This window comes from Nitrospirillum guanabarense, assembly GCF_034653355.1.
GTDB lineage: Bacteria > Pseudomonadota > Alphaproteobacteria > Azospirillales > Azospirillaceae > Nitrospirillum.
Genome location: NZ_JAYEER010000004.1, coordinates 1,158,148 through 1,176,237 on the forward strand (window position 1 = coordinate 1,158,148; position 18,090 = coordinate 1,176,237).

The window sequence follows — 18,090 nt, forward strand, 5'->3', positions numbered from 1 at the left end:
GCAATGAATTTTGGAAATGTGACGGCGCGTGACGGCAGAAAGCCGCGGCGTCAGGGCGCCGGCTCCAGCGGCAGCCAACCGTCGCGGCCCAAGGCTTCCAGCGGCTGGAAGCGCCGCTTGTAGTCCATCTTGCGGCTGCCCTCGATCCAGTAGCCGAGATAGACATGGGGCAGGCCTTCGCGCCGGGCTTGGTCCACCAGGGTCAGGATCAGGTGGGTGCCCAGGCTGCGTTCCGGCATGTCGGGGTTGTAGAAGCTGTAGACGGCGGAGAAGCCGTCATCCAGCCGGTCCGTCAGGATGGCGCCCATCAGGGTGCCGCCGCCATCGCGCAGGGTATACAGCCGGCTGTCGACCTGGCCTTCCTCGATCATGGCGGCATAGTCGGTCATGCCCATGCGGCTCATGTCGCTGTCGCTGTGGCGCGCGGCCTGATAGCTGGCGAAGACCTGGAACTGTTCCGCCGTCGCGCTGGCCGGCTGCACGCCCGCGACCAGGTCGGCGTTGGCGCGCATGACCTTGCGCATGGTCTTGTTGGGCGTGAAGGCGGCGACCGGGATGCGCACGGGCACGCAGGCGGCGCAGCCGCCACAGACCGGGCGGTAGACGATGTCATGGCTGCGGCGGAAGCCCGCGCGCGACAGGGCGGAATTGACACTGCTGGCCTGCTGCCCCACCAGGCGGGTGAACAGCTTGCGCTCCATGCGCCCTGGCAGGTAGGGGCAGGGCATGGGGCCTGAGCGGTAGAACTGCTGCAACGGCCGGGAATGGGGGGGATGACGGACATCCGCGCCTTTCTTGAACGGTCAGGGCCCCAGGGGAAATGCCCGGGGCAAACGATCGAATACTGGGCCTACTCGAATACTGGGCCTACTCAAGAACCATGCCGGCCAAAACGATACCCGATGTCGGGGCCGGATAAACTTTACCGGGAGATGTAGGACCGTGCCAGAGGCATTCCCTTTCGGAGTAACCGTGTCCCTCAGTGTCCGCCGCCTTCCGGCCGGCTGGTGACCGAGGGGGGCGGGGGCGGCACGGGCTGGCCGGCCGGGGTGGTGGGGGCGCCCGCGGGCGTCGTGGCCGTCCCCGGCGGGGTGGCCGTTTCGGTCAGCGGATGCTCGCGCAGCACGGTGATGCTGATGCGCCGGTTGCGCGGCGACTTGGGGTCCTCGGGGAACAGCGGGTCGCGATCGGCCAGGCCGACGACGGAGGCGATACGGTCCTCCGCCACGCCGGCGGCCGCCAGGGCGCGGCGGCTGGCGTTGGCGCAGGTCCGACGACAGCTCCCAATTGCCGTAATTGCCGGCGCCGTTGGCGAACGGCGTGTTGTCGGTGTGGCCGGTGATGGACACCTTGTTGGGCAGCCTGGCCACCGCCTGCGCCACCAGGGACAGCAACTGGGCCGTCTGCGTGTTCATCTTGGCGCTGCCCGACGGGAACATGGAATAGCCGTCCTGGTCCACCAGGTTCAGGCGTTCGCCTTCCGGCGTGCGCTGCATGATGACGTTCTGCTGCAGGGCCTTCAGTTCCGGCACCTGCTGGATGGCCTGGCGGACCTCTTTCTCGATTTCCTTGAACTGCTGGTCCTCGTGCTGGGCCAGGGCCTGCTTCAGCTCCCGCTCATCCACCTTGCCGTCGCCGTTCTGGTCCATGTCCAGCCGCCCGTCGCCCGACCTGCTGCCGTCGCTGCGCCCGCCATTGTTGTCGGTGGTGCCGCTGGTCTTGTCATCCTTGCCATCGGGCTTGCCCTGGGCCTCATCCGTGGCGTCCTCCACCGACTGGAAGGCGTTGGACGCCTGGGGGCGCGAGGGCAGGGGCACCGCCACCGAGGTGGGGGAACTGTTGTTCATGGCCGCGCCGTTGACCGTGATGGTCTTGCCGCCCAGCACGCCGCCGGCGCCGCTCTCCTGCTTGGACGGGGTGGCGGGGCTGAAATAATCGGCCAGGCCCAGCTTCTGCTCCGCCGTGGTCACGCTCAGCAGCCACAGCAGCAGGAAGAAGGCCATCATGGCGGTGACGAAGTCGGCGTACGCCACCTTCCAGGCGCCGCCGTGGTGCCCATCGCCGCCCTTGTTCACCTTCTTGATGATGATGGGCGCTTTTTCGTCGCCACCCGCGCTGGCCAAGCCGATATCCCCTTAACACCCTGAAGCCGTCGACAAACAGTGTAGCCGGGGCCGGGGGCGGCGCGACAAATCCTAAATCGAGCGCCCGCGATCAATACCCGCCCGGAACAATTGGTCGCGGGCGGCATATGGTCATGGCGCCGATGCTGGCCAAGGGTGGGCTTTCCCCGGGCCGAGCCCCATGGTATCGCTTTAACCATGGCGATCATGACCGAACATACCCTTCGAGGGCTCTCCGCCCTGGGCTTCCACCGCCTGGCCTACACGCAGTGGAGTCCAGGGGGCGGCACCCCTGGGCGCACCATCGTTTGCTGCCACGGCCTGACCCGCAACGGCCGTGACTTCGACGTGCTGGCGGCGGATCTGGCGGACAGCCTGGGCGCCCGCGTGGTCTGCCCCGACGTGGTGGGCCGGGGCAAGAGCGGCACGTTGGCCAACCCCGACCTTTACGGCTATCCCCAATACCTGGCCGACATGGCGGCCCTGATCGCGCGCCTGGATGTGGAAGCCTTGGACTGGGTCGGCACCTCCATGGGCGGGCTGATCGGCATGATCCTGGCGGCCCAGGGCGACACGCCCATCACCCGCCTGGTGGTGAACGATGTCGGCCCGCTGGTGCCCAAGGCGGCCTTGGAGCGCATCGGCACCTATGTCGGCACCAACCCGGTGTTCCGCACGGTGGAGGAGGTGCAGCGCTACCTCAGCCTGGTCTACGCCCCCTTCGGCGACCTGACGGACGCGCACTGGCGCCACTTGGCCGACCATGGCTATTGGGCGCGTCCCGACGGCACCCTGGGCCTGGCCTATGACACCGGCATCGCCCGTGCCTTCCAGACCCAGCCCATCACCGACGTGGACCTGTGGCCGGTGTGGGGCATGATCCGCTGCCCGGTCCTGGCCATCCGGGGCCTGCAGTCCGACCTGCTGACGGCGGAGATCGCGCAGGCGATGACGGAGCGGGGGCCCAAGGCCACGCTGTTCGAGGTGGCGGACGCCGGGCATGCCCCCGCGCTGATGGATCCGGCGCAGCTGGCGGCCGTGCGCGACTTCCTGCGCTGACGTGCCCCCGCGAGTCCCATCAGGTCCACCGGCACCCCCGGGCTATCCGCCGTTCCACCCCCGCCTGCCCTGGTTGGGAGCGGATCTGCAGACCCTGCGCAACACCGTGCGCCGTCCCTGGCATGCCCTGCCGCCGGGGGAGTCCCTGGTCTTTCCCATGGGCGATGGCACCGGGGACAGCCTGGCCGGCACGCTGCACCATCCCGCCGCTCCGGCTGGCGGCCGGCCCCTGGTGGTGCTGATCCACGGCCTGGCGGGGTCGGAGGACAGCCCCTACATCCGCGCCGCCGCCGGCGCGGTGCTGGCGCGCGGCCATGCCGCCCTGCGCCTGAACCTGCGCGGCGCCGGCCCCTTCATCGGCCGCACGCGCCAGCGCTATCACGCCGGGCGCACCGGGGACGCCCGCGCCGTGCTGGCGCACCTCGCGGCCACCCGGCCGGAACTGACGGCGGCTGGCGTCGTGGTCGTGGGCTATTCCCTTGCCGGCAACATGGTGCTGAAGCTGATGGGGGAGGTGGCTTCGCTGCCGCCCCTGGTGCGCGGCGGCGTGGCGGTGTCGGCGCCCATCGACCTGTCCGCCACCTCCCGCCGTTTCCTGAAGGCGCGCAACCGCCCCTACCATCTCTGGCTGTTGCGCCAGATGAAGGCGGAAACGCTGGCGACACCCGCCGAGCCGGGCAGTGCGGAGGCTGAACGCCAGGCGACGGTGCGCCGCGCCCGCACCATCTACGACTTCGACGACGGCTATGTCGCGCCGGCCAACGGCTGGCGGGGCGCGGAGGACTATTACCGCGTCAACAGCGCGCTCCAGTTCCTGCCCGCCATCACCCGGCCCACCTTGGTCGTCCACGCCCTGGACGATCCCTGGATCGCGCCGGAGCCCTATCTGGCCTTCGACTGGGCGGCGCACCCGGCGCTGGTGCCCCTGATCGTGACCAAAGGGGGGCACGTCGGATTCCATGCCGCGCGTACGGGGCAAGGCGCTATTTTAGGTGGTGGATGGCTCGATCGATGCCTGGTGCGTTTCCTGGAAACGCTGGCATGATGGGCGTGCGACAATAAACATATGGGAGGGTCATTCCTGTGCTGGATCACATTGGCTTCTCGGTCGCCGACTTCGCGACGTCCACCGCCTTTTACGACCACGCCCTCGCGCCCTTGGGTATTACCCGTCTCGCGAACATCACCGAGGAGATGACGGGCGCCGGCGCCCACGCCGGCTATGGGAGCGACGACAAGTGCTACTTCTGGATCGGGACGGGGCGGCGGCTGCAGGGCGGCGCCCTGCACATCTGCTTCGCCGCGGCGAGCGCAAGACGGTCGACGCCTTCCACGCCGCCGCACTCGCCGCCGGCGGGCGGGATAACGGGGCGCCGGGCCTGCGCCCGCACTACCACCCCAATTACTACGGGGCCTTCGTCCTGGACCCGGACGGCCACAATATCGAGGCCGTCTGCCACGATCCCGAGTGACGGAGGCGCGGGCCGGATGCGCGTCCGGCCCGCGCCGCGCCCGGTCAGTATCCGGCCCGCAACAAGCGGGCGGCGTCGACGGCGCCATAGGTCAGGATGGCGTCGGCGCCGGCGCGCCGGAAGGCCAGCAGCGTTTCCAGCAGCGACTTCTCATAGTCCATCCAGCCGTTCCGGGCCGCCGCCTTCATCATGGCGAACTCCCCGCTGACCTGGTAGGCGAAGGTGGGCACGCCGAACTCCGCCTTCACCCGGTGGACGATGTCCAGGTAGGGCAGGCCGGGCTTCACCATGACCATGTCCGCCCCTTCCTCCAGGTCCAGCTGCACCTCGCGCAGGGCCTCGTTGGTGTTGGCGGAATCCATCTGGTAGGTGCGCTTGTCGCCCTTCAGCAGGCCGCCGGTCTTCACCGCGTCGCGGAAGGGGCCATAGAAGGCCGAGGCGTACTTGGCGGCATAGGCGCAGATGCGGGTCAGTTCATGCCCGCTTTCGTCCAGGGCGTCGCGAATGGCGCCGACGCGGCCGTCCATCATGTCGGACGGGGCGATGATGTCGCAGCCGGCCGCCGCCTGCACCAGCGACTGCTGCACAAGCACGGCCACCGTCTCATCGTTCAGGATGCGGCCGTCGGTGACGATGCCGTCGTGGCCGTGGCTGGTGTAGGGGTCCAGCGCCACGTCGCCCAGGGTGCCAATGTCCGGCACCTCGCGCTTGATGGCGCGGAGGGCGCGGCACATCAGGTTGTCGGGGTTGGTGGCCTCGCTGCCCAGGGGATCCTTCTGGTCCGCCGGCAGGCAGGGGAACAGGGCGACGCAGGGAATGCCCAGGTCGCGCGCCTCGGCCACGGCCGGCACCAGCAGGTCGACGCTCAGCCGCTCAACCCCCGGCATGGAGGCCACCGGCTCCCGGCAGTTCTCACCGTCCACCACGAAGACCGGCCAGATCAGGTCGTCGACCGACAGCCGGGTTTCCGCCACCAGCCGGCGCGTCCAGGCGTCGACGCGGTTGCGGCGCGGACGCTGGCGGGGATCGCCGCCGAAACGGCGGGGCAGGGAGGCATGATCAACCATGGAAGGTCTCCAAGTCCTTGGGACGTTTGGGAATGACGTTGGGTAAGGATCCGGTGCCGGGAATGCTACGCCTCGGCCACCGGCCCCTCAAGCGCCGGGCCGCCCGCTGCGCTCAGGGCAGCCCTGCCGCTGGACTGGCATTGGCTGATCGCGCCCCCTATGATCGCCGCAAAGGGCGGCCGCGCCAGCGGTCCCCGCGGACATGAATAAGGTCCCGAACTTCAGGGGATGAGGGAATGAACGAGAGTGTGGAGCAGCCCCACGTCATCTGCGCCGTGCGCGGCGCCATCGGCCATGTGCTGCTGAACCGGCCCAAGGCGCTGAACGCGCTGACCCTGGACATGATCCGCGTCATTGATCCGCAACTGGCCGCCTGGGCCCGGGATCCGGCCATCAAGGCGGTGGTGATCCAGGGGGCCGGCGACCGCGCCTTCTGCGCCGGCGGCGACGTGCGGGCTGTGTGGGACAGCGGCAAGGCCCTGCGAAGCGGACAGGGCGACGGTGCCGTCGCCCGCGACTTCTTCCGCGAGGAATACCGGCTGAACCGACGCATCAAGCGTTACCCCAAGCCTTACATCGCGCTGCTGGACGGCATCACCATGGGGGGCGGCGTGGGCCTGTCGGTGCACGGCAGCCACCGGGTGACGACGGAGAAGACCATGCTGGCCATGCCGGAGACGGGCATCGGCCTGTTCCCCGACGTGGGCGGCGGCTATTTCCTGTCCCGCCTGCCGGGGGAACTGGGCACCTACCTGGCGCTGACCGGCGCCCGCCTGGGCGCCGCCGACGCCGCCTATGCCGGAATCGCCACCCACCATGTCCCCTCCGCCCAGCTCGAGGCGCTGGTGGAGGATTTGGCCGCCACCAGCTATGGCACGCATCCCGAGGCCACGGTGAACGCCGTGCTGGCCCGCCACGCCGTCTTCCCCGGCGAGGCGCCGCTGGCCGCCCACACGCCTTCCATCGACCGCAGCTTCAACGCCGAAACGGTGGAGGAGATCCTGGCCTGCCTGTGCGACGAGACGCAGGGATTCGACGATACCTGGGCGGCCGCCACGGTTAAGACCCTGTCGCAGATGTCGCCCACCAGCCTGAAAGTGACCTTGAGCCAGCTGCGCCGAGGGGTGTCGCTGGAGATCGAGGACGTGCTGGTCATGGAATACCGCATGACCCAGGCGGTCATGGCCGGCCACGACTTCTACGAAGGCATCCGCGCCCAACTGGTGGACAAGGACCGTCAGCCAAAATGGCAGCCCGCCACGTTGGCCGAGGTATCCGAGTCTGAGGTGGAGCGGCACTTCCAGCCGACGCCGTCGGGCGATCTCACCTTCGCCGATTGACGTACGCCGAACCGGCAGGCGCGCCCGGCGGTGGCCGGGCTTATTCCTCCGGAAGAGATACCCCGGATAAACCGTTAGATGACCTATCCTTTAGGGATAGGGTGCGGCAACGGGGGCGGCAAATTCTGAGCTTTTCTTACATTATCGGGTCGATTACCCGGGGGCGATGCGTTAAAGTCTTGTCCGCGCAATGGAATCTGCGTATCCCCTGCGATTCCTGTTGGTTTATTTGCCGCCGAACACTCTATGTCGTCGGTTCAGTGTGAAGGAGAGGGCTTTGAAGCAACCTTACTACGACAGCATCCTGTTGATCGAAAGGCTGCATCGGCACTTTCTGGAAGTGCTGAAGGTCGAACTGGACCGGCAGGGCGTGCAGGACATCAATAACGTCCAGAGCCTGATTCTCTACAACATCGGCGAGGACGAGCTGACGGTGGGGGAACTGACCGCGCGGGGCTACTATCTGGGGTCGAACGTCTCCTACAACGTCAAGAAGATGCACGAGAACGGCTATCTGACGCAGGAGCGGTCGGCCCATGACCGCCGGTCCGTGCGCGTCCGCCTCTCGGAAAAGGGCATCATGTTGCGCGACAAGATCAACACCCTGTTCGAGCGCCAGGTGGGCGCCCTGGGTGAGGCCGGCCTGTCCGCGGATGAACTGAACAAGGCCAATGAGCTGATGCGCAAGCTGGAGCGGTTCTGGACTTCCGCGCTGGACTACACCAACTATCCTGCAAGCTCCGCCGCCTGAACGCCGGCGTTTATTTCAAGCAGGGTGCCGGATGATGGCCGGGAACGACGAAGTCTATGTCGAATACCATCGGATCGGTCAGATCGTGAAGGCGACGGCCATCGACGCCAGCACGGGGGTCGAGGTTTCCATCCAGGGACCGGCCAATTTGCCCCGGGAGCATTTGCGCCGCGTGGCGGTGGCCAAGCTGAGATATGTCTTAGCCAAAAGACGTAGCAAGCCGCGCGGCATCCTGGCCTGAGCCGACATCGAATCATTGAAGTCTTGATTTGAAACGCCAAAGAAAAACCGCCGCTCCTTACGGGCGGCGGTTTTTCTTTTTGGGCCGGCCCAGCCCCGGATGGGCTGGGCCGGCATATCGTGGATCAGGACGCGCGACGGCGCGGCTGGTCCGCCGGGGCCTTGCCCAGGCCGATCTTCTTCGCGAACTCGGACCAGCTGAGCGGCGTAGTTCGGGGCGACCATGGGATAGTCGGCCGGCAGACCCCACTTGGCGCGATATTCATCGGGGGTCATGTTGTAAGTGGAGCGCAGATGCCGCTTCAGCATCTTCAGCTTCTTACCGTCTTCCAGGCAGACGATGTACTCGGGCGTGACCGACTTGCGGACGGGCACGGCGGGGCGCTGCGGTTCCGGCTGAGCTTCCACCTGCGGCGTGTCGAGGCCGGCCAGAGAGCTGTAAACCGTGCTGATGATCTCGGGGATCTGCTGGGCCGGCAGGGCATTTTTGCCAACATAGGCAGAAACGATTTCCGACGTCATCCGGAGAAGTTGAGACGCGCGCAGATCGCCGTCCTGTTGTTCAATCATTTCAACTGCCTTGACACATTGGAACGAAGTGAGTGTACCCCTCGCACAGTCATAATGTTATGTCAATGTTAATTCGAGTTGTCCTGTCGATGTAGGCCTGGTCTTCGTGCCCTTCACCAAGTGTTCAGCCGTGTTGACTTGGAGGGGGGATAGTTAGGCCCAATCCCGTTGATTGTGACGTCCATCACATGTGGACAATTTTAGACGGATTGTGGGCTTCACCGTTGAGTTGCTGCATTGGCGGGCTATTACCGGCGCAGGTGGTTCTACTGGACGTTGTCAGAGGCCGCCACAACCGCCAGCGCGTAAAGGCTCGGCGCCTGAGCTGGGGCCGGGTTCAGATCGGCGTGCCAGGCATATCCTGGCTGCGCCGCCAGCGGATCCCGGAACTGGTGCCGGCGGGGCGCATCTGGTAGTGTCCACACGGTTTTTAGCCCCCACTTCTTGTGGCGCCGCACCATATCGCGGCGCTCCGGGGCACGGGGTGGCGCCAACGGGGCGGGCCAAGCGGGCGCGCCCCCGGTTCGCGCGTTCACGAAATGGGTTGGGCTTCATGACCGCCAAGACGTTCGCCATCGCTTCCGATCACGCCGGCACCGAGCTGAAGGCCGCGCTGAAGGCGCTGCTGGAAGAGCAGGGCGTGACCGTCCTGGACCTGGGCACGGATGGCCCCGCCAGCGTGGACTATCCCAATTTCGCGGACGCCGTGGCCGCCGCCCTGGCCGACGGCCGGGCCGGGGCCGGCGTGCTGATCTGCGGCACCGGCATCGGCATCAGCATCGCCGCCAACCGGCATCGCCACGTCCGCGCGGCCCTGTGCCACGACATCACCACCGCCCGTCTCTGCCGCCAGCACAACGACGCCAACGTCCTGGTGCTGGGCGCCCGCATCGTCGGGCTGGAGGTGGCGCGCGATTGCACCTTGGCTTTCCTGTCCACGCCGTATGAAGGGGGACGTCACGCCCGGCGCGTTGCCATGCTGGGCTGAGGCGCTTCCGGGACCGGCGCCCCGGCGCGGGTCCAGACGACGCGGATCCGCATCATAGAGGGTTGTCAGAATGGCTTTTACTCAAAGCGCCGGTTTCTTCAGCGACACGCTCGCGGCGGCCGATCCCGAACTCGCCCGCGTCATTGGTGACGAGTTGCGCCGCCAGCAGGACCAGATCGAGCTGATCGCGTCGGAGAACATCGTCTCCCGCGCCGTGCTGGAGGCCCAGGGCTCCGTCCTGACCAACAAGTACGCCGAAGGCTATCCCTCCAAGCGCTACTACGGCGGTTGCGAGTATGTCGACGTGGCCGAACAGCTGGCCATCGACCGCGCCAAGGCGCTGTTCAACTGCGCCTACGCCAACGTGCAGCCGCATTCCGGCGCCCAGGCCAACCAGGCGGTGTTCATGGCCCTGCTGAAGCCGGGCGACACCTTCATGGGCATGGACCTGACCCACGGCGGCCACCTGACCCACGGGTCCGCCGCCAACCAGTCCGGCAAGTGGTTCAACGTCGTCAGCTACGGCGTGCGCCCGGAAGACCACCGCATCGATTACGAGGCGATGGAGGCCAAGGCCCGCGAGCATAAGCCCAAGCTGATCATCGCCGGCGCGTCCGCCTACCCGCGGGAGATCGATTTCGCCCGCTTCCGCGCCATCGCGGATGAGATCGGCGCCTATCTGATGGTGGACATGGCCCACTATGCGGGCCTGGTCGCCGCCGGCGTCTATCCCAGCCCGCTGCCGCATGCCCACATTGTCACCACGACCACGCACAAGACCCTGCGCCGGTCCGCGCGGCGGCATGATCCTGTCCAACGACCTGGACCTGGGCAAGAAGATCAACTCGGCGGTGTTCCCCGGCCTGCAGGGCGGCCCGCTGATGCACGTCATCTCCGCCAAGGCCGTGGCCTTCGGCGAAGCGCTGAAGCCCGAGTTCAAGGAATACGCCGCCCAGGTGAAGGCCAATGCCCAGGTGCTGGCCGATGTCCTGATCAAGGGCGGCCTGGACATCGTGTCCGGCGGCACCGACAGCCACATCGTGCTGGTCGACCTGCGTCCCAAGAAGCTGACCGGCCGCGACGCCGAGGTCAGCCTGGAACACGCCGGCATGACCTGCAACAAGAACGGCGTGCCCTTCGATCCGGAGAAGCCGATGGTGACATCCGGCGTCCGCCTGGGCACCCCGGCCGCCACCACGCGCGGCTTCGGCACCGAGGAGTTCCGCCAGGTCGGCGAAATGATCATCGAGGTGCTGGACGCGCTGGCCAAGTCCAACGGCGACAACTCGGCCGCCGAGGCGCGGGTGCGGGAAAAGGTTCAGGCGCTCTGCCGCCGTTTCCCGATTTACTGAAACAGGGCCGGTTGAACGGCCGCACACGGAGGGGGAACAGGAGTAATGCGCTGCCCGTTTTGTGGTAACGACGACACCCAGGTGAAGGATTCTCGGCCCACCGAGGATAACTCCGCCATCCGCCGCCGCCGCTTCTGCCCCTCCTGCGGCGCGCGGTTCACGACGTTCGAGCGCGTGCAGCTGCGCGAGTTGACCGTGGTGAAGGCGACCGGGCAGCGCGAACCCTTCGATCGCGAGAAGGTCCTGCGGTCGATGCGGGTCGCCCTGCGCAAGCGGCCGGTGGATGCCGACCGCATCGACCGGGTGGTGAACTCCATCGTTCGCCAGCTGGAATCGTCCGGCGAGACGGAAATTCCGTCCAAGCAGATCGGCAGCATGGTGATGGATACGCTGGCCCAGTTGGACCAGATCGCCTACATCCGCTATGCCTCGGTCTACAAGGACTTCCGTGAAGTGGCCGATTTCAATGAGTTCGTCGGCCATCTTAAGACCGAACCGGAAGTCTGAGGACTTCATGGCCATATCAGGCGGGGCTTGAATCGGTCCCGCCTGACGGCCCATCCTAAGGGGCATAGGAAGGGCCGCATCCCATGTCCATGACCCACACTCAATTCACCGCCGACGACGTCGCGCACATGCGCGCGGCCCTGGCGCTCGCCGCGCGCGGGCTGGGGCGCTGCTGGCCCAACCCGGCGGTGGGCTGCGTCATCGTCAATGACGGTCGCGTGGTGGGCCGGGGCTGGACCCAGCCCGGCGGGCGACCGCATGCCGAGACCGTGGCCCTGGCCCAGGCGGGTGCCACCGCCGAGGGCGCCACGGCCTACGTCACCTTGGAACCCTGCAGCCACGTCGGCAAGACGCCGCCCTGCGCCGACGCGCTGGTGGCCGCCGGCATCAAGCGCGTCGTCGTCGCCATCGGCGATCCGGACCCCCGCGTTTCCGGCCGGGGCATCGCCCGCCTGCGCGACGCCGGTATCACCGTGGATGTCGGCTTGCTGGAGGAAGAGGCGCGGCTGGTGACGGAGGGCTTCCTGCGCCGCGTCACCGAGGGCCGCCCCATGGTGACCCTGAAACTGGCCACCACGCTGGACGGCCGTATCGCCACCAAGGCGCATGAGAGCCAGTGGATCACCGGCCCGGTCGCCCGCTCCTGGGGTCACGGCCTGCGGGCCATCCACGACGCCATTATGGTGGGCATCGGCACGGCCCTGGCGGACGATCCGGAACTGACCTGCCGCCTGCCGGGGCTGGAGGATCGCTCCCCCATCCGCGTCGTGGTGGACCGCCGCCTGCGCCTGCCGCTGACCAGCCGCCTGGTATGCGACGCCCGCCGCGTACCGGTGTGGGTGGCCACCCTGGCCGGCGGCGACGCCACCCGGCGCCGCGCGTATCAGGAGTGCGGGGTGGAGATCATCGAGATCCCGGCGGACGCCGACGGCGTCATGCCGTTGGCCGAGGTGCTGGCGGCGCTGGGAGGGCGCGGCCTGACCCGGGTGCTGGTGGAGGGCGGCGCGCAGCTGGCTGCCTCCCTCTTCAAGGAAGATCTGGTGGACCGCCTGGAATGGTACCGCGCGGCCAAGGTCATCGGCGGCGACGGCCTGGCGGCGGCCCAGGGCTTCGGTCTTGAGCAGCTGGACGCCGCGCCGCGCTTCAGTCTCGTGGACATGCGTCCGGCCGGCGATGACCAGGCCGAGAGCTATCGCCGCATCGGGTGACCGGTTTGCGGTTTCGCGCGGGAAACGCGGCAATTTTGTGCTCGCCAGCCGCACCGCCCCGGCCTAGTTTGTCGCCCATGTTTACCGGACTCATCACGGATGTCGGGCAGGTCACCGCTGTTGAACGGCGTGGCGATACCCGTTTCACCATCGCCACCGGGTTCGACCTGGAGACGGTCGCCATCGGCGCCTCCATCGCCTGCAACGGCGTGTGCCTCACGGTGGTCGAGAAAGGTCCCGGCTGGTTCAAGGTGGACGTGTCCGCCGAAACCCATTCCAAGACCACCACCGGCCGCTGGCAGGCCGGCACGCCCGTGAACCTGGAGCGCTCCTTGCGCCTGGGCGATGAGCTGGGCGGCCATCTGGTCTACGGCCATGTCGACGGCGTCATCGACATCGTCGACGTGCTGCCGGACGGCGACAGCCAGCGCTGGTGGTTCGACGCGCCACCACACTTGGCCCGCTTCATCGCCGCCAAGGGTTCCGTCGCGCTGGACGGCGTGTCGCTGACCGTGAATTCGGTCGAGGGTACACGCTTCGGCATCAACATCATCCCCCACACCCAGGAGAAGACCACCTTCCAGCACCTGAAGGCTGGCGGCGTGGTCAACCTGGAGGTCGACATGCTGGCGCGCTACGTCGCCCGTCTCGCGGAAACGAAATGATGAGCAACACCCCGGTCTCCGTGGCCCTGTCCACGCCTGAGGAACTGATCGAGGAGGCCCGCGCCGGCCGCATGTTCATCCTGGTGGATGACGAGGACCGCGAGAACGAGGGCGACCTGGTCATCCCGGCGGAATGCTGCGACGCGGCGGCCGTGAACTTCATGGCCCGGCACGGCCGCGGCCTGATCTGCCTCTCCATGGACCGGGCCCAGATCAATCGCCTGAACCTGCCGCTGATGTCGCGGGACAACGCGTCCCGCCACCAGACGGCCTTCACCGTGTCCATCGAGGCGCGGGAAGGGGTGACCACCGGCATTTCCGCCCCCGACCGCGCCCGTACCATCGCGGTCGCCATCGACCCCAACAGCGGCCCGCAGGACATCGCGTCCCCCGGCCACATCTTTCCGCTGGTGGCGCGTGACGGCGGCGTGCTGGTCCGCGCCGGCCACACCGAGGCGGCGGTGGACTTCGCCCGTCTGGCGGGCAAGCTGCCGGCCGGCGTGATCTGCGAGATCATGAAGGACGACGGCACCATGGCCCGCCTGCCGGACCTGCTGCCCTTCGCCGCCGAGCATGGCCTGAAGATCGGCACCATCGCCGACCTGATCGCCTATCGCCGCCGCACCGAGACGCTGGTGGAGCGCACCTACACCACCGCCATCGAAAGCCGCCATGGCGGCCACTTCACCGTGCACGTCTACAAGAACCGCATCACCGGGGCGGAGCATCTGGCCCTGGTCATGGGCGATGTCGCCGACGGCCGGCCGGTGCTGGCCCGCATGCACGCGCTGGAGGTGGTGCACGACCTGCTGGGCGACGTGCGGCGCCAGGGCGCCGGCGACCTGGACATCGCCATGTCCACCGTGGCGCGCGAGGGCCGGGGCGTCATCGTCGTCATCCGCGACGCGCAGCCCTTCTCGCTGCTGGACCGTCTGCGCACCCTGGACGGCGCCGGCTCGCCGGACGGCGGCCAGTTGCGCGACTATGGCGTGGGCGCGCAGATCCTGCTGGACCTGGGAGTCAAGGAACTGCACCTGCTGACCAACAACCCCAAGACGCTGGTGGGACTCGACGGCTACGGCCTGACCATCCTCAGCCAGCGCGCCATCCCCCCGCGCCCGCCGGTCGCCTGAGGAGCCGGTCCTTGGCCGAAGCCCCCCACATCATGATCGTCGAGGCCCGGTTCCACGAGGACATCGGCGAGGAACTGGTGCGCGGGGCCGTGGCCGAGATCACCCGGGCCGGCGCGACGTATGAGCATTTCCAGGTGCCGGGCGCGTTCGAGCTGCCGGCGGCCTTGCAGTATTCCGTGAAGTCCATGGACTTCTACTCCGGCCGCCGCCGCTTCGACGGCTATGTGGCGCTGGGCTGCCTCATCCGGGGCGAGACCACGCACTACGACACCGTCGCCGCCGAATGCGCCCGGGGGCTGAACGATCTGGTGTTGCGCCACACCCTGGCGCTGGGCTACGGCGTGCTGACGGTGGAGAATCGCGAGCAGGCCTGGGCCCGCGCGTCCGTGGCGCAGAAAAACCGAGGCGGGGAGGCGGCCCGCGCCTGCCTGGACATGATCGGGCTGAAGCGCCAGTTCAGGCTTAATACGCGTTAGTTCGTGCGCCCTCTGGCGGCGGGCGGCCCCGTCCGGGGCCTTGCCTCATCCTCGCTTTTCCAGTCCGCTGCGCTGCCCGGAAAGCTCCGGCGGCCGCGGTCGCGGCCTAAATGGGTGCAGCCTGCCGGTGGCGTCTGTTGCGTTTTGGCGGCCGCTTTACGGGCAGGCCGGCTATGCCGGATGATTTTTCGGTTGGCCGGCGGGCCCGGCTGCCTCATCTTTCCCTACTTTCCAAATCCCCCTTCCTTCCTGGCGAAAAGCGTTCCCGACATCATGGCTCCCCGCAAAAAGGTCACCATCCCCACGCCCACGCCGGAAGTGAAGCTTCCCACGCCCAAGCGCGCCGGTTCCGCGAAGGCGCGGCGCAGCGCCGCCCGCCTGAACGCCGTGCAGGCGCTGTACCAGATCGAGCTGACGGAAAGCTCGCCCGAGGTGATCATCACCGAGTACGCCAATTTCCGCCTGGGCCAGGAACTGGACGGCGACCGCTACGTCTCGGCGGATGGGGAACTGTTCGCCGCCATCGTGCGCGGCGCCACCTCGCGTCAGCATGAGATCGACCCGGTGCTGAGCCAGGCGTTGGACCGCCAGCACCTGGACCGGCTGGAACTGCTGCTGCGCGCCATCCTGCGCGCCGGCGCGTGGGAGCTGCTGGCCGGCGGCGACACGGCCGCCCGCATCGTCATCAACGATTACATCGACGTGGCCCACGGCTTCTTCGCCGGCCGGGAACCCGGCATGATCAACGGCGTTCTGGACAAGGTCGCCCGCATCGTCCGCCCGGATGAACTGGCGTCCCGCGCCGGCGGCAATGAGGGCGCCCAGGGCTGAGGCCCGCTTTCACCTGGAAAGGTTGACCCAGCGGATGGTGGATACGGGTTCCGATCCCTGCGCGCCGGCCCTTGTCGCCGCCATGAAGCCGGACAAGGCCGCCGACCAGCCGCTGGGGGAATTCGACCGCATAGCCCGGTATTTCCGTCCGCTGGCCCAGGGCTTCCCCGGCGCGCAGGGCCTGCGCGATGACGCCGCCTACGTCACCGTGCCCCTGGGCAAGGAAGTGGTGGTGACCACCGACGCCATGGTGGCCGGCGTCCACTTCTTCCCCGACGACGCGCCCGGCTTGGTGGCCGGTAAGCTGCTGCGCACCAACCTGTCCGACCTGGCGGCCAAGGGGGCCGATCCCTTGGCCTACAGCTTGGTCACCAGCCTGCCCCGCACCCTGGGCGAGGATTGGCTGGCCGGATTCGCCAGCGGCCTGGCCGCCGACCAGGCGGAATTCGGCATCCATCTGCTGGGCGGGGACAGCACCGTCACCGACGGCCCCATCACCCTGGCCATCAGCGCCCTGGGCCTGATCGACGCCGGCACGGCCATCCGCCGCGTCGGCGCCGGGCCCGGCGACCTGGTCTTCGTCACCGGCACCATTGGCGACGCCGCCCTGGGCCTGGCGCTGATCCGCCAGCGCAAGGGGCCGGTGCCGGAGGACGACCGGCAGTTCCTGCTGGACCGTTTCTATCGTCCGCGGCCACGCCTGGGCGTGGGCCCGGTGCTGCGCGCCGGCGCCACCGCGTCGGCGGACGTTTCCGACGGCCTGCTGGCCGACCTGGGTCACATCGTGCGCGAGAGCGGCTTGGTGGCGGTGGTGGAGGCCGAGCGCATCCCCCTGTCGCCATCCGCCCGCCGCATGGTGGCGGAGCATGCCTGCACCCTCGCCGACCTGGCCACGGGTGGTGAGGATTACGAGGTGGTGTTCACCGTTCCGCCGGCCAAGCGCGGCGCCGTCATGGCGGCGGCGGCCAAGGCCAAGCTGACCGTCACCGAGATCGGCAGCCTGCGCCCGCTGGCGGCCGGCGGCGGCTTCACCGACGGCACCGGGCCCGCCCGCCTGGTGGACGCCATGGGCCGGGACGTCACCCCCCGCGCCGCCGGCTGGCAGCACTTCTGATCCTGGTCTATTGTGCCAATTGAAGGAGCCCTTCGGGGAGCCTTGCCCTTGGCCGGGCACGGTTTTTTAACGCCCTGGCGTCAGGATGGGCGCCCAAGGGTGGGAACTCCGCCCCTTCGCGTTATTTCCCCTGGATGCTTGCCCCCTGGATGCTGGTCGATGAAGAAAATCCTTTTCCTGCTGGTGGCGCTGCTGGCCCTGATCGGTGCCGGCGTGGGCGGCTACATCTTCCTGGTCCACAAGGACGGCCAGCCCAAGGTGGAGGAGGAGAAAAAGAAGCCTGCGGGCCCACCGCAGTTCGTGGACATCGGCCCCTTCGTCCTGCCCGTCATGGGCGACAAGCAGATCGAGCAGAACCTGCTGTTGCAGGTGCAGATCCAGGTAGCCAGCGACGAGGCCAAGGATAAGGTCAAGGAACGGCGCTATATCCTGCAGAACGCCTATATTGAGACGCTGTACGGCAAGCTGGGCCAGCAGCAGATCAAGGCCGGCCAGGTCATCGACGTGGTGGCGGTGCGCCGCTGGCTGATCGAGGCCACGCCCAAGGTGATGGGCGAGGGCGTGGTCGACGACGTGCTGATCCAGGCCGTCAACCAGCACCCGGCTTATTGACGATGGCGGACGTGATCATCCGTCCCTATCGTCCCGGTGACGAGTTGGGCATCGCCGATCTCATCGTCCCCATCCAGCGGCAGGAGTTCGACATCCCCATCACCTATGCCGAACAGCCGGATCTGCGCGACATTCCAGGCTTTTACCAACAGGGCGCCGGGGAATTCTGGGTGGCGGTGGACGGGGATCGCGTCGTCGGCAGCATTTCGCTGAAGGACATCGGCCAGGGGGCGGGCGCCTTGCGCAAGATGTTCGTGGCGGCCAGCCACCGGGGCGCGCCGCATCGGCTGGCCACCGGCCTGCTGACGGTTTTGCTGGCACATGCCAGGGATCAGGGCCTTCAGGCCGTGTATTTGGGCACAACCGCTAAGTTCTTGGCGGCCCATCGCTTTTATGAAAAAAGCGGTTTTTCGCTGATTACCCCGGATGAGTTACCCCCATCCTTTCCCCGCATGGCGGTCGACACCCGGTTTTACTTTCTCTCCCTTTAGGCCGGCCCCTTCGGGCGATTGCTTAGGCCCTGTTTCCATGTCACTTTTTCAGGACTGAAACGGCGACCGACATCCAGCGTGCAGAATTGGG

General features: G+C 67.7%; 19 protein-coding genes and 2 pseudogenes. 17 read left to right on the forward strand and 4 right to left on the reverse strand.

The window, feature by feature from the left end; translation table 11 throughout:
- Positions 1-50: 50 nt before the first annotated feature.
- Together UAA55_RS23305 and UAA55_RS23310 are read right to left on the reverse strand one after the other, a co-directional pair.
- A complete protein-coding gene (locus tag UAA55_RS23305) occupies positions 51-728 on the reverse strand; it encodes an arginyltransferase (RefSeq protein WP_416235220.1) in 678 nt (225 codons plus the stop codon).
- Positions 729-803: 75 nt separating this feature from the next.
- On the reverse strand, positions 804-2,123 hold the full coding sequence (locus UAA55_RS23310; RefSeq protein WP_322955752.1) for a flagellar motor protein MotB: 1,320 nt from the start codon (positions 2,121-2,123) through the stop codon (positions 804-806).
- Between the two features lie 207 nt (positions 2,124-2,330).
- On the opposite strand from UAA55_RS23310, the gene UAA55_RS23315 reads away from it, so the two are divergent.
- The 3 genes from UAA55_RS23315 (at position 2,331) to UAA55_RS23325 (ending at position 4,654) form a co-directional block, all read left to right on the forward strand.
- Positions 2,331-3,182, forward strand: a complete 852-nt coding sequence (locus UAA55_RS23315) for an alpha/beta fold hydrolase (protein WP_322955754.1) — start codon at positions 2,331-2,333, stop codon at positions 3,180-3,182.
- A gap of 73 nt (positions 3,183-3,255) precedes the next feature.
- On the forward strand, positions 3,256-4,227 hold the full coding sequence (locus tag UAA55_RS23320) for a YheT family hydrolase (protein WP_322955755.1): 972 nt from the start codon (positions 3,256-3,258) through the stop codon (positions 4,225-4,227).
- Between the two features lie 193 nt (positions 4,228-4,420).
- Complete coding sequence (locus tag UAA55_RS23325) at positions 4,421-4,654, forward strand: VOC family protein (protein ID WP_322955756.1); 234 nt, start codon at positions 4,421-4,423, stop codon at positions 4,652-4,654.
- A 44-nt stretch (positions 4,655-4,698) separates the two neighbouring features.
- Here UAA55_RS23325 and hemB read toward each other — a convergent pair whose 3' ends face one another.
- Positions 4,699-5,721 (reverse strand): porphobilinogen synthase, encoded by a 1,023-nt coding sequence (gene hemB, locus UAA55_RS23330; RefSeq protein ID WP_322955757.1) that lies wholly within the window; start codon positions 5,719-5,721, stop codon positions 4,699-4,701.
- Between the two features lie 236 nt (positions 5,722-5,957).
- Here hemB and UAA55_RS23335 point away from each other — a divergent pair, with 236 nt between their 5' ends.
- The 3 genes from UAA55_RS23335 (at position 5,958) to UAA55_RS23345 (ending at position 8,053) form a co-directional block, all read left to right on the forward strand.
- The gene (locus UAA55_RS23335) at positions 5,958-7,061 is read left to right on the forward strand and encodes an enoyl-CoA hydratase/isomerase family protein (protein ID WP_322955758.1); all 1,104 of its coding nucleotides are present in this window, start codon (positions 5,958-5,960) and stop codon (positions 7,059-7,061) included.
- A gap of 277 nt (positions 7,062-7,338) precedes the next feature.
- Positions 7,339-7,812 carry a MarR family winged helix-turn-helix transcriptional regulator gene (locus UAA55_RS23340; protein ID WP_322955759.1) on the forward strand — a complete coding sequence of 158 codons (474 nt, stop codon included), beginning with the start codon at positions 7,339-7,341 and terminating at the stop codon, positions 7,810-7,812.
- Positions 7,813-7,846: 34 nt separating this feature from the next.
- Positions 7,847-8,053, forward strand: coding sequence for a DUF6898 family protein (locus tag UAA55_RS23345; RefSeq protein ID WP_416235243.1), 207 nt, complete (start codon positions 7,847-7,849; stop codon positions 8,051-8,053).
- Between the two features lie 124 nt (positions 8,054-8,177).
- Here UAA55_RS23345 and UAA55_RS23350 read toward each other — a convergent pair.
- Positions 8,178-8,622 (reverse strand): annotated as a pseudogene (locus tag UAA55_RS23350) (Ros/MucR family transcriptional regulator).
- A gap of 553 nt (positions 8,623-9,175) precedes the next feature.
- On the opposite strand from UAA55_RS23350, the gene rpiB reads away from it, so the two are divergent.
- From rpiB to UAA55_RS23405, 11 genes and pseudogenes are all read left to right on the forward strand, one after another.
- A complete protein-coding gene (gene rpiB, locus UAA55_RS23355) occupies positions 9,176-9,610 on the forward strand; it encodes a ribose 5-phosphate isomerase B (protein ID WP_322955762.1) in 435 nt (144 codons plus the stop codon).
- 70 nt (positions 9,611-9,680) lie between these two features.
- Positions 9,681-10,962 (forward strand): annotated as a pseudogene (gene glyA, locus UAA55_RS23360) (serine hydroxymethyltransferase).
- Between the two features lie 45 nt (positions 10,963-11,007).
- Entirely contained in the window at positions 11,008-11,469 is a 462-nt protein-coding gene (nrdR, locus tag UAA55_RS23365; RefSeq protein WP_145609427.1) for a transcriptional regulator NrdR, read from the forward strand.
- Positions 11,470-11,552: 83 nt separating this feature from the next.
- Positions 11,553-12,677 carry a bifunctional diaminohydroxyphosphoribosylaminopyrimidine deaminase/5-amino-6-(5-phosphoribosylamino)uracil reductase RibD gene (gene ribD, locus UAA55_RS23370; protein ID WP_322955764.1) on the forward strand — a complete coding sequence of 375 codons (1,125 nt, stop codon included), beginning with the start codon at positions 11,553-11,555 and terminating at the stop codon, positions 12,675-12,677.
- A 77-nt stretch (positions 12,678-12,754) separates the two neighbouring features.
- Positions 12,755-13,342, forward strand: coding sequence for a riboflavin synthase (locus tag UAA55_RS23375; RefSeq protein ID WP_322955765.1), 588 nt, complete (start codon positions 12,755-12,757; stop codon positions 13,340-13,342).
- Complete coding sequence (ribB, locus tag UAA55_RS23380) at positions 13,339-14,475, forward strand: 3,4-dihydroxy-2-butanone-4-phosphate synthase (RefSeq protein ID WP_322955767.1); 1,137 nt, start codon at positions 13,339-13,341, stop codon at positions 14,473-14,475. The genes UAA55_RS23375 and ribB overlap by 4 nt, the downstream gene beginning before the upstream one ends.
- Before the next feature lie 11 nt (positions 14,476-14,486).
- The gene (ribH, locus tag UAA55_RS23385) at positions 14,487-14,951 is read left to right on the forward strand and encodes a 6,7-dimethyl-8-ribityllumazine synthase (RefSeq protein ID WP_322955768.1); all 465 of its coding nucleotides are present in this window, start codon (positions 14,487-14,489) and stop codon (positions 14,949-14,951) included.
- 273 nt (positions 14,952-15,224) lie between these two features.
- On the forward strand, positions 15,225-15,782 hold the full coding sequence (gene nusB, locus UAA55_RS23390) for a transcription antitermination factor NusB (protein ID WP_322955770.1): 558 nt from the start codon (positions 15,225-15,227) through the stop codon (positions 15,780-15,782).
- 22 nt (positions 15,783-15,804) lie between these two features.
- The gene (gene thiL / locus UAA55_RS23395; RefSeq protein WP_322955772.1) at positions 15,805-16,896 is read left to right on the forward strand and encodes a thiamine-phosphate kinase; all 1,092 of its coding nucleotides are present in this window, start codon (positions 15,805-15,807) and stop codon (positions 16,894-16,896) included.
- Between the two features lie 159 nt (positions 16,897-17,055).
- Positions 17,056-17,508 (forward strand): flagellar basal body-associated FliL family protein, encoded by a 453-nt coding sequence (locus tag UAA55_RS23400; RefSeq protein ID WP_322955774.1) that lies wholly within the window; start codon positions 17,056-17,058, stop codon positions 17,506-17,508.
- A gap of 2 nt (positions 17,509-17,510) precedes the next feature.
- Positions 17,511-17,999 carry a GNAT family N-acetyltransferase gene (locus tag UAA55_RS23405; RefSeq protein ID WP_322955776.1) on the forward strand — a complete coding sequence of 163 codons (489 nt, stop codon included), beginning with the start codon at positions 17,511-17,513 and terminating at the stop codon, positions 17,997-17,999.
- Positions 18,000-18,090: the final 91 nt, after the last annotated feature.

Coding starts and splice junctions, on each gene's coding strand:
- ribB (WP_322955767.1), top strand. CDS start 13,339: ATGATGAGCAACACCCCGGTCTCCGTGGCCCTGTCCACGCCTGAGGAA.
- UAA55_RS23345 (WP_416235243.1), top strand. CDS start 7,847: ATGGCCGGGAACGACGAAGTCTATGTCGAATACCATCGGATCGGTCAG.
- nusB (WP_322955770.1), top strand. CDS start 15,225: ATGGCTCCCCGCAAAAAGGTCACCATCCCCACGCCCACGCCGGAAGTG.
- UAA55_RS23400 (WP_322955774.1), top strand. CDS start 17,056: ATGAAGAAAATCCTTTTCCTGCTGGTGGCGCTGCTGGCCCTGATCGGT.
- rpiB (WP_322955762.1), top strand. CDS start 9,176: ATGACCGCCAAGACGTTCGCCATCGCTTCCGATCACGCCGGCACCGAG.
- UAA55_RS23315 (WP_322955754.1), top strand. CDS start 2,331: ATGACCGAACATACCCTTCGAGGGCTCTCCGCCCTGGGCTTCCACCGC.
- UAA55_RS23405 (WP_322955776.1), top strand. CDS start 17,511: ATGGCGGACGTGATCATCCGTCCCTATCGTCCCGGTGACGAGTTGGGC.
- UAA55_RS23305 (WP_416235220.1), bottom strand. CDS start 728: ATGCCCTGCCCCTACCTGCCAGGGCGCATGGAGCGCAAGCTGTTCACC.
- nrdR (WP_145609427.1), top strand. CDS start 11,008: ATGCGCTGCCCGTTTTGTGGTAACGACGACACCCAGGTGAAGGATTCT.
- UAA55_RS23335 (WP_322955758.1), top strand. CDS start 5,958: ATGAACGAGAGTGTGGAGCAGCCCCACGTCATCTGCGCCGTGCGCGGC.
- hemB (WP_322955757.1), bottom strand. CDS start 5,721: ATGGTTGATCATGCCTCCCTGCCCCGCCGTTTCGGCGGCGATCCCCGC.
- UAA55_RS23375 (WP_322955765.1), top strand. CDS start 12,755: ATGTTTACCGGACTCATCACGGATGTCGGGCAGGTCACCGCTGTTGAA.
- ribD (WP_322955764.1), top strand. CDS start 11,553: ATGTCCATGACCCACACTCAATTCACCGCCGACGACGTCGCGCACATG.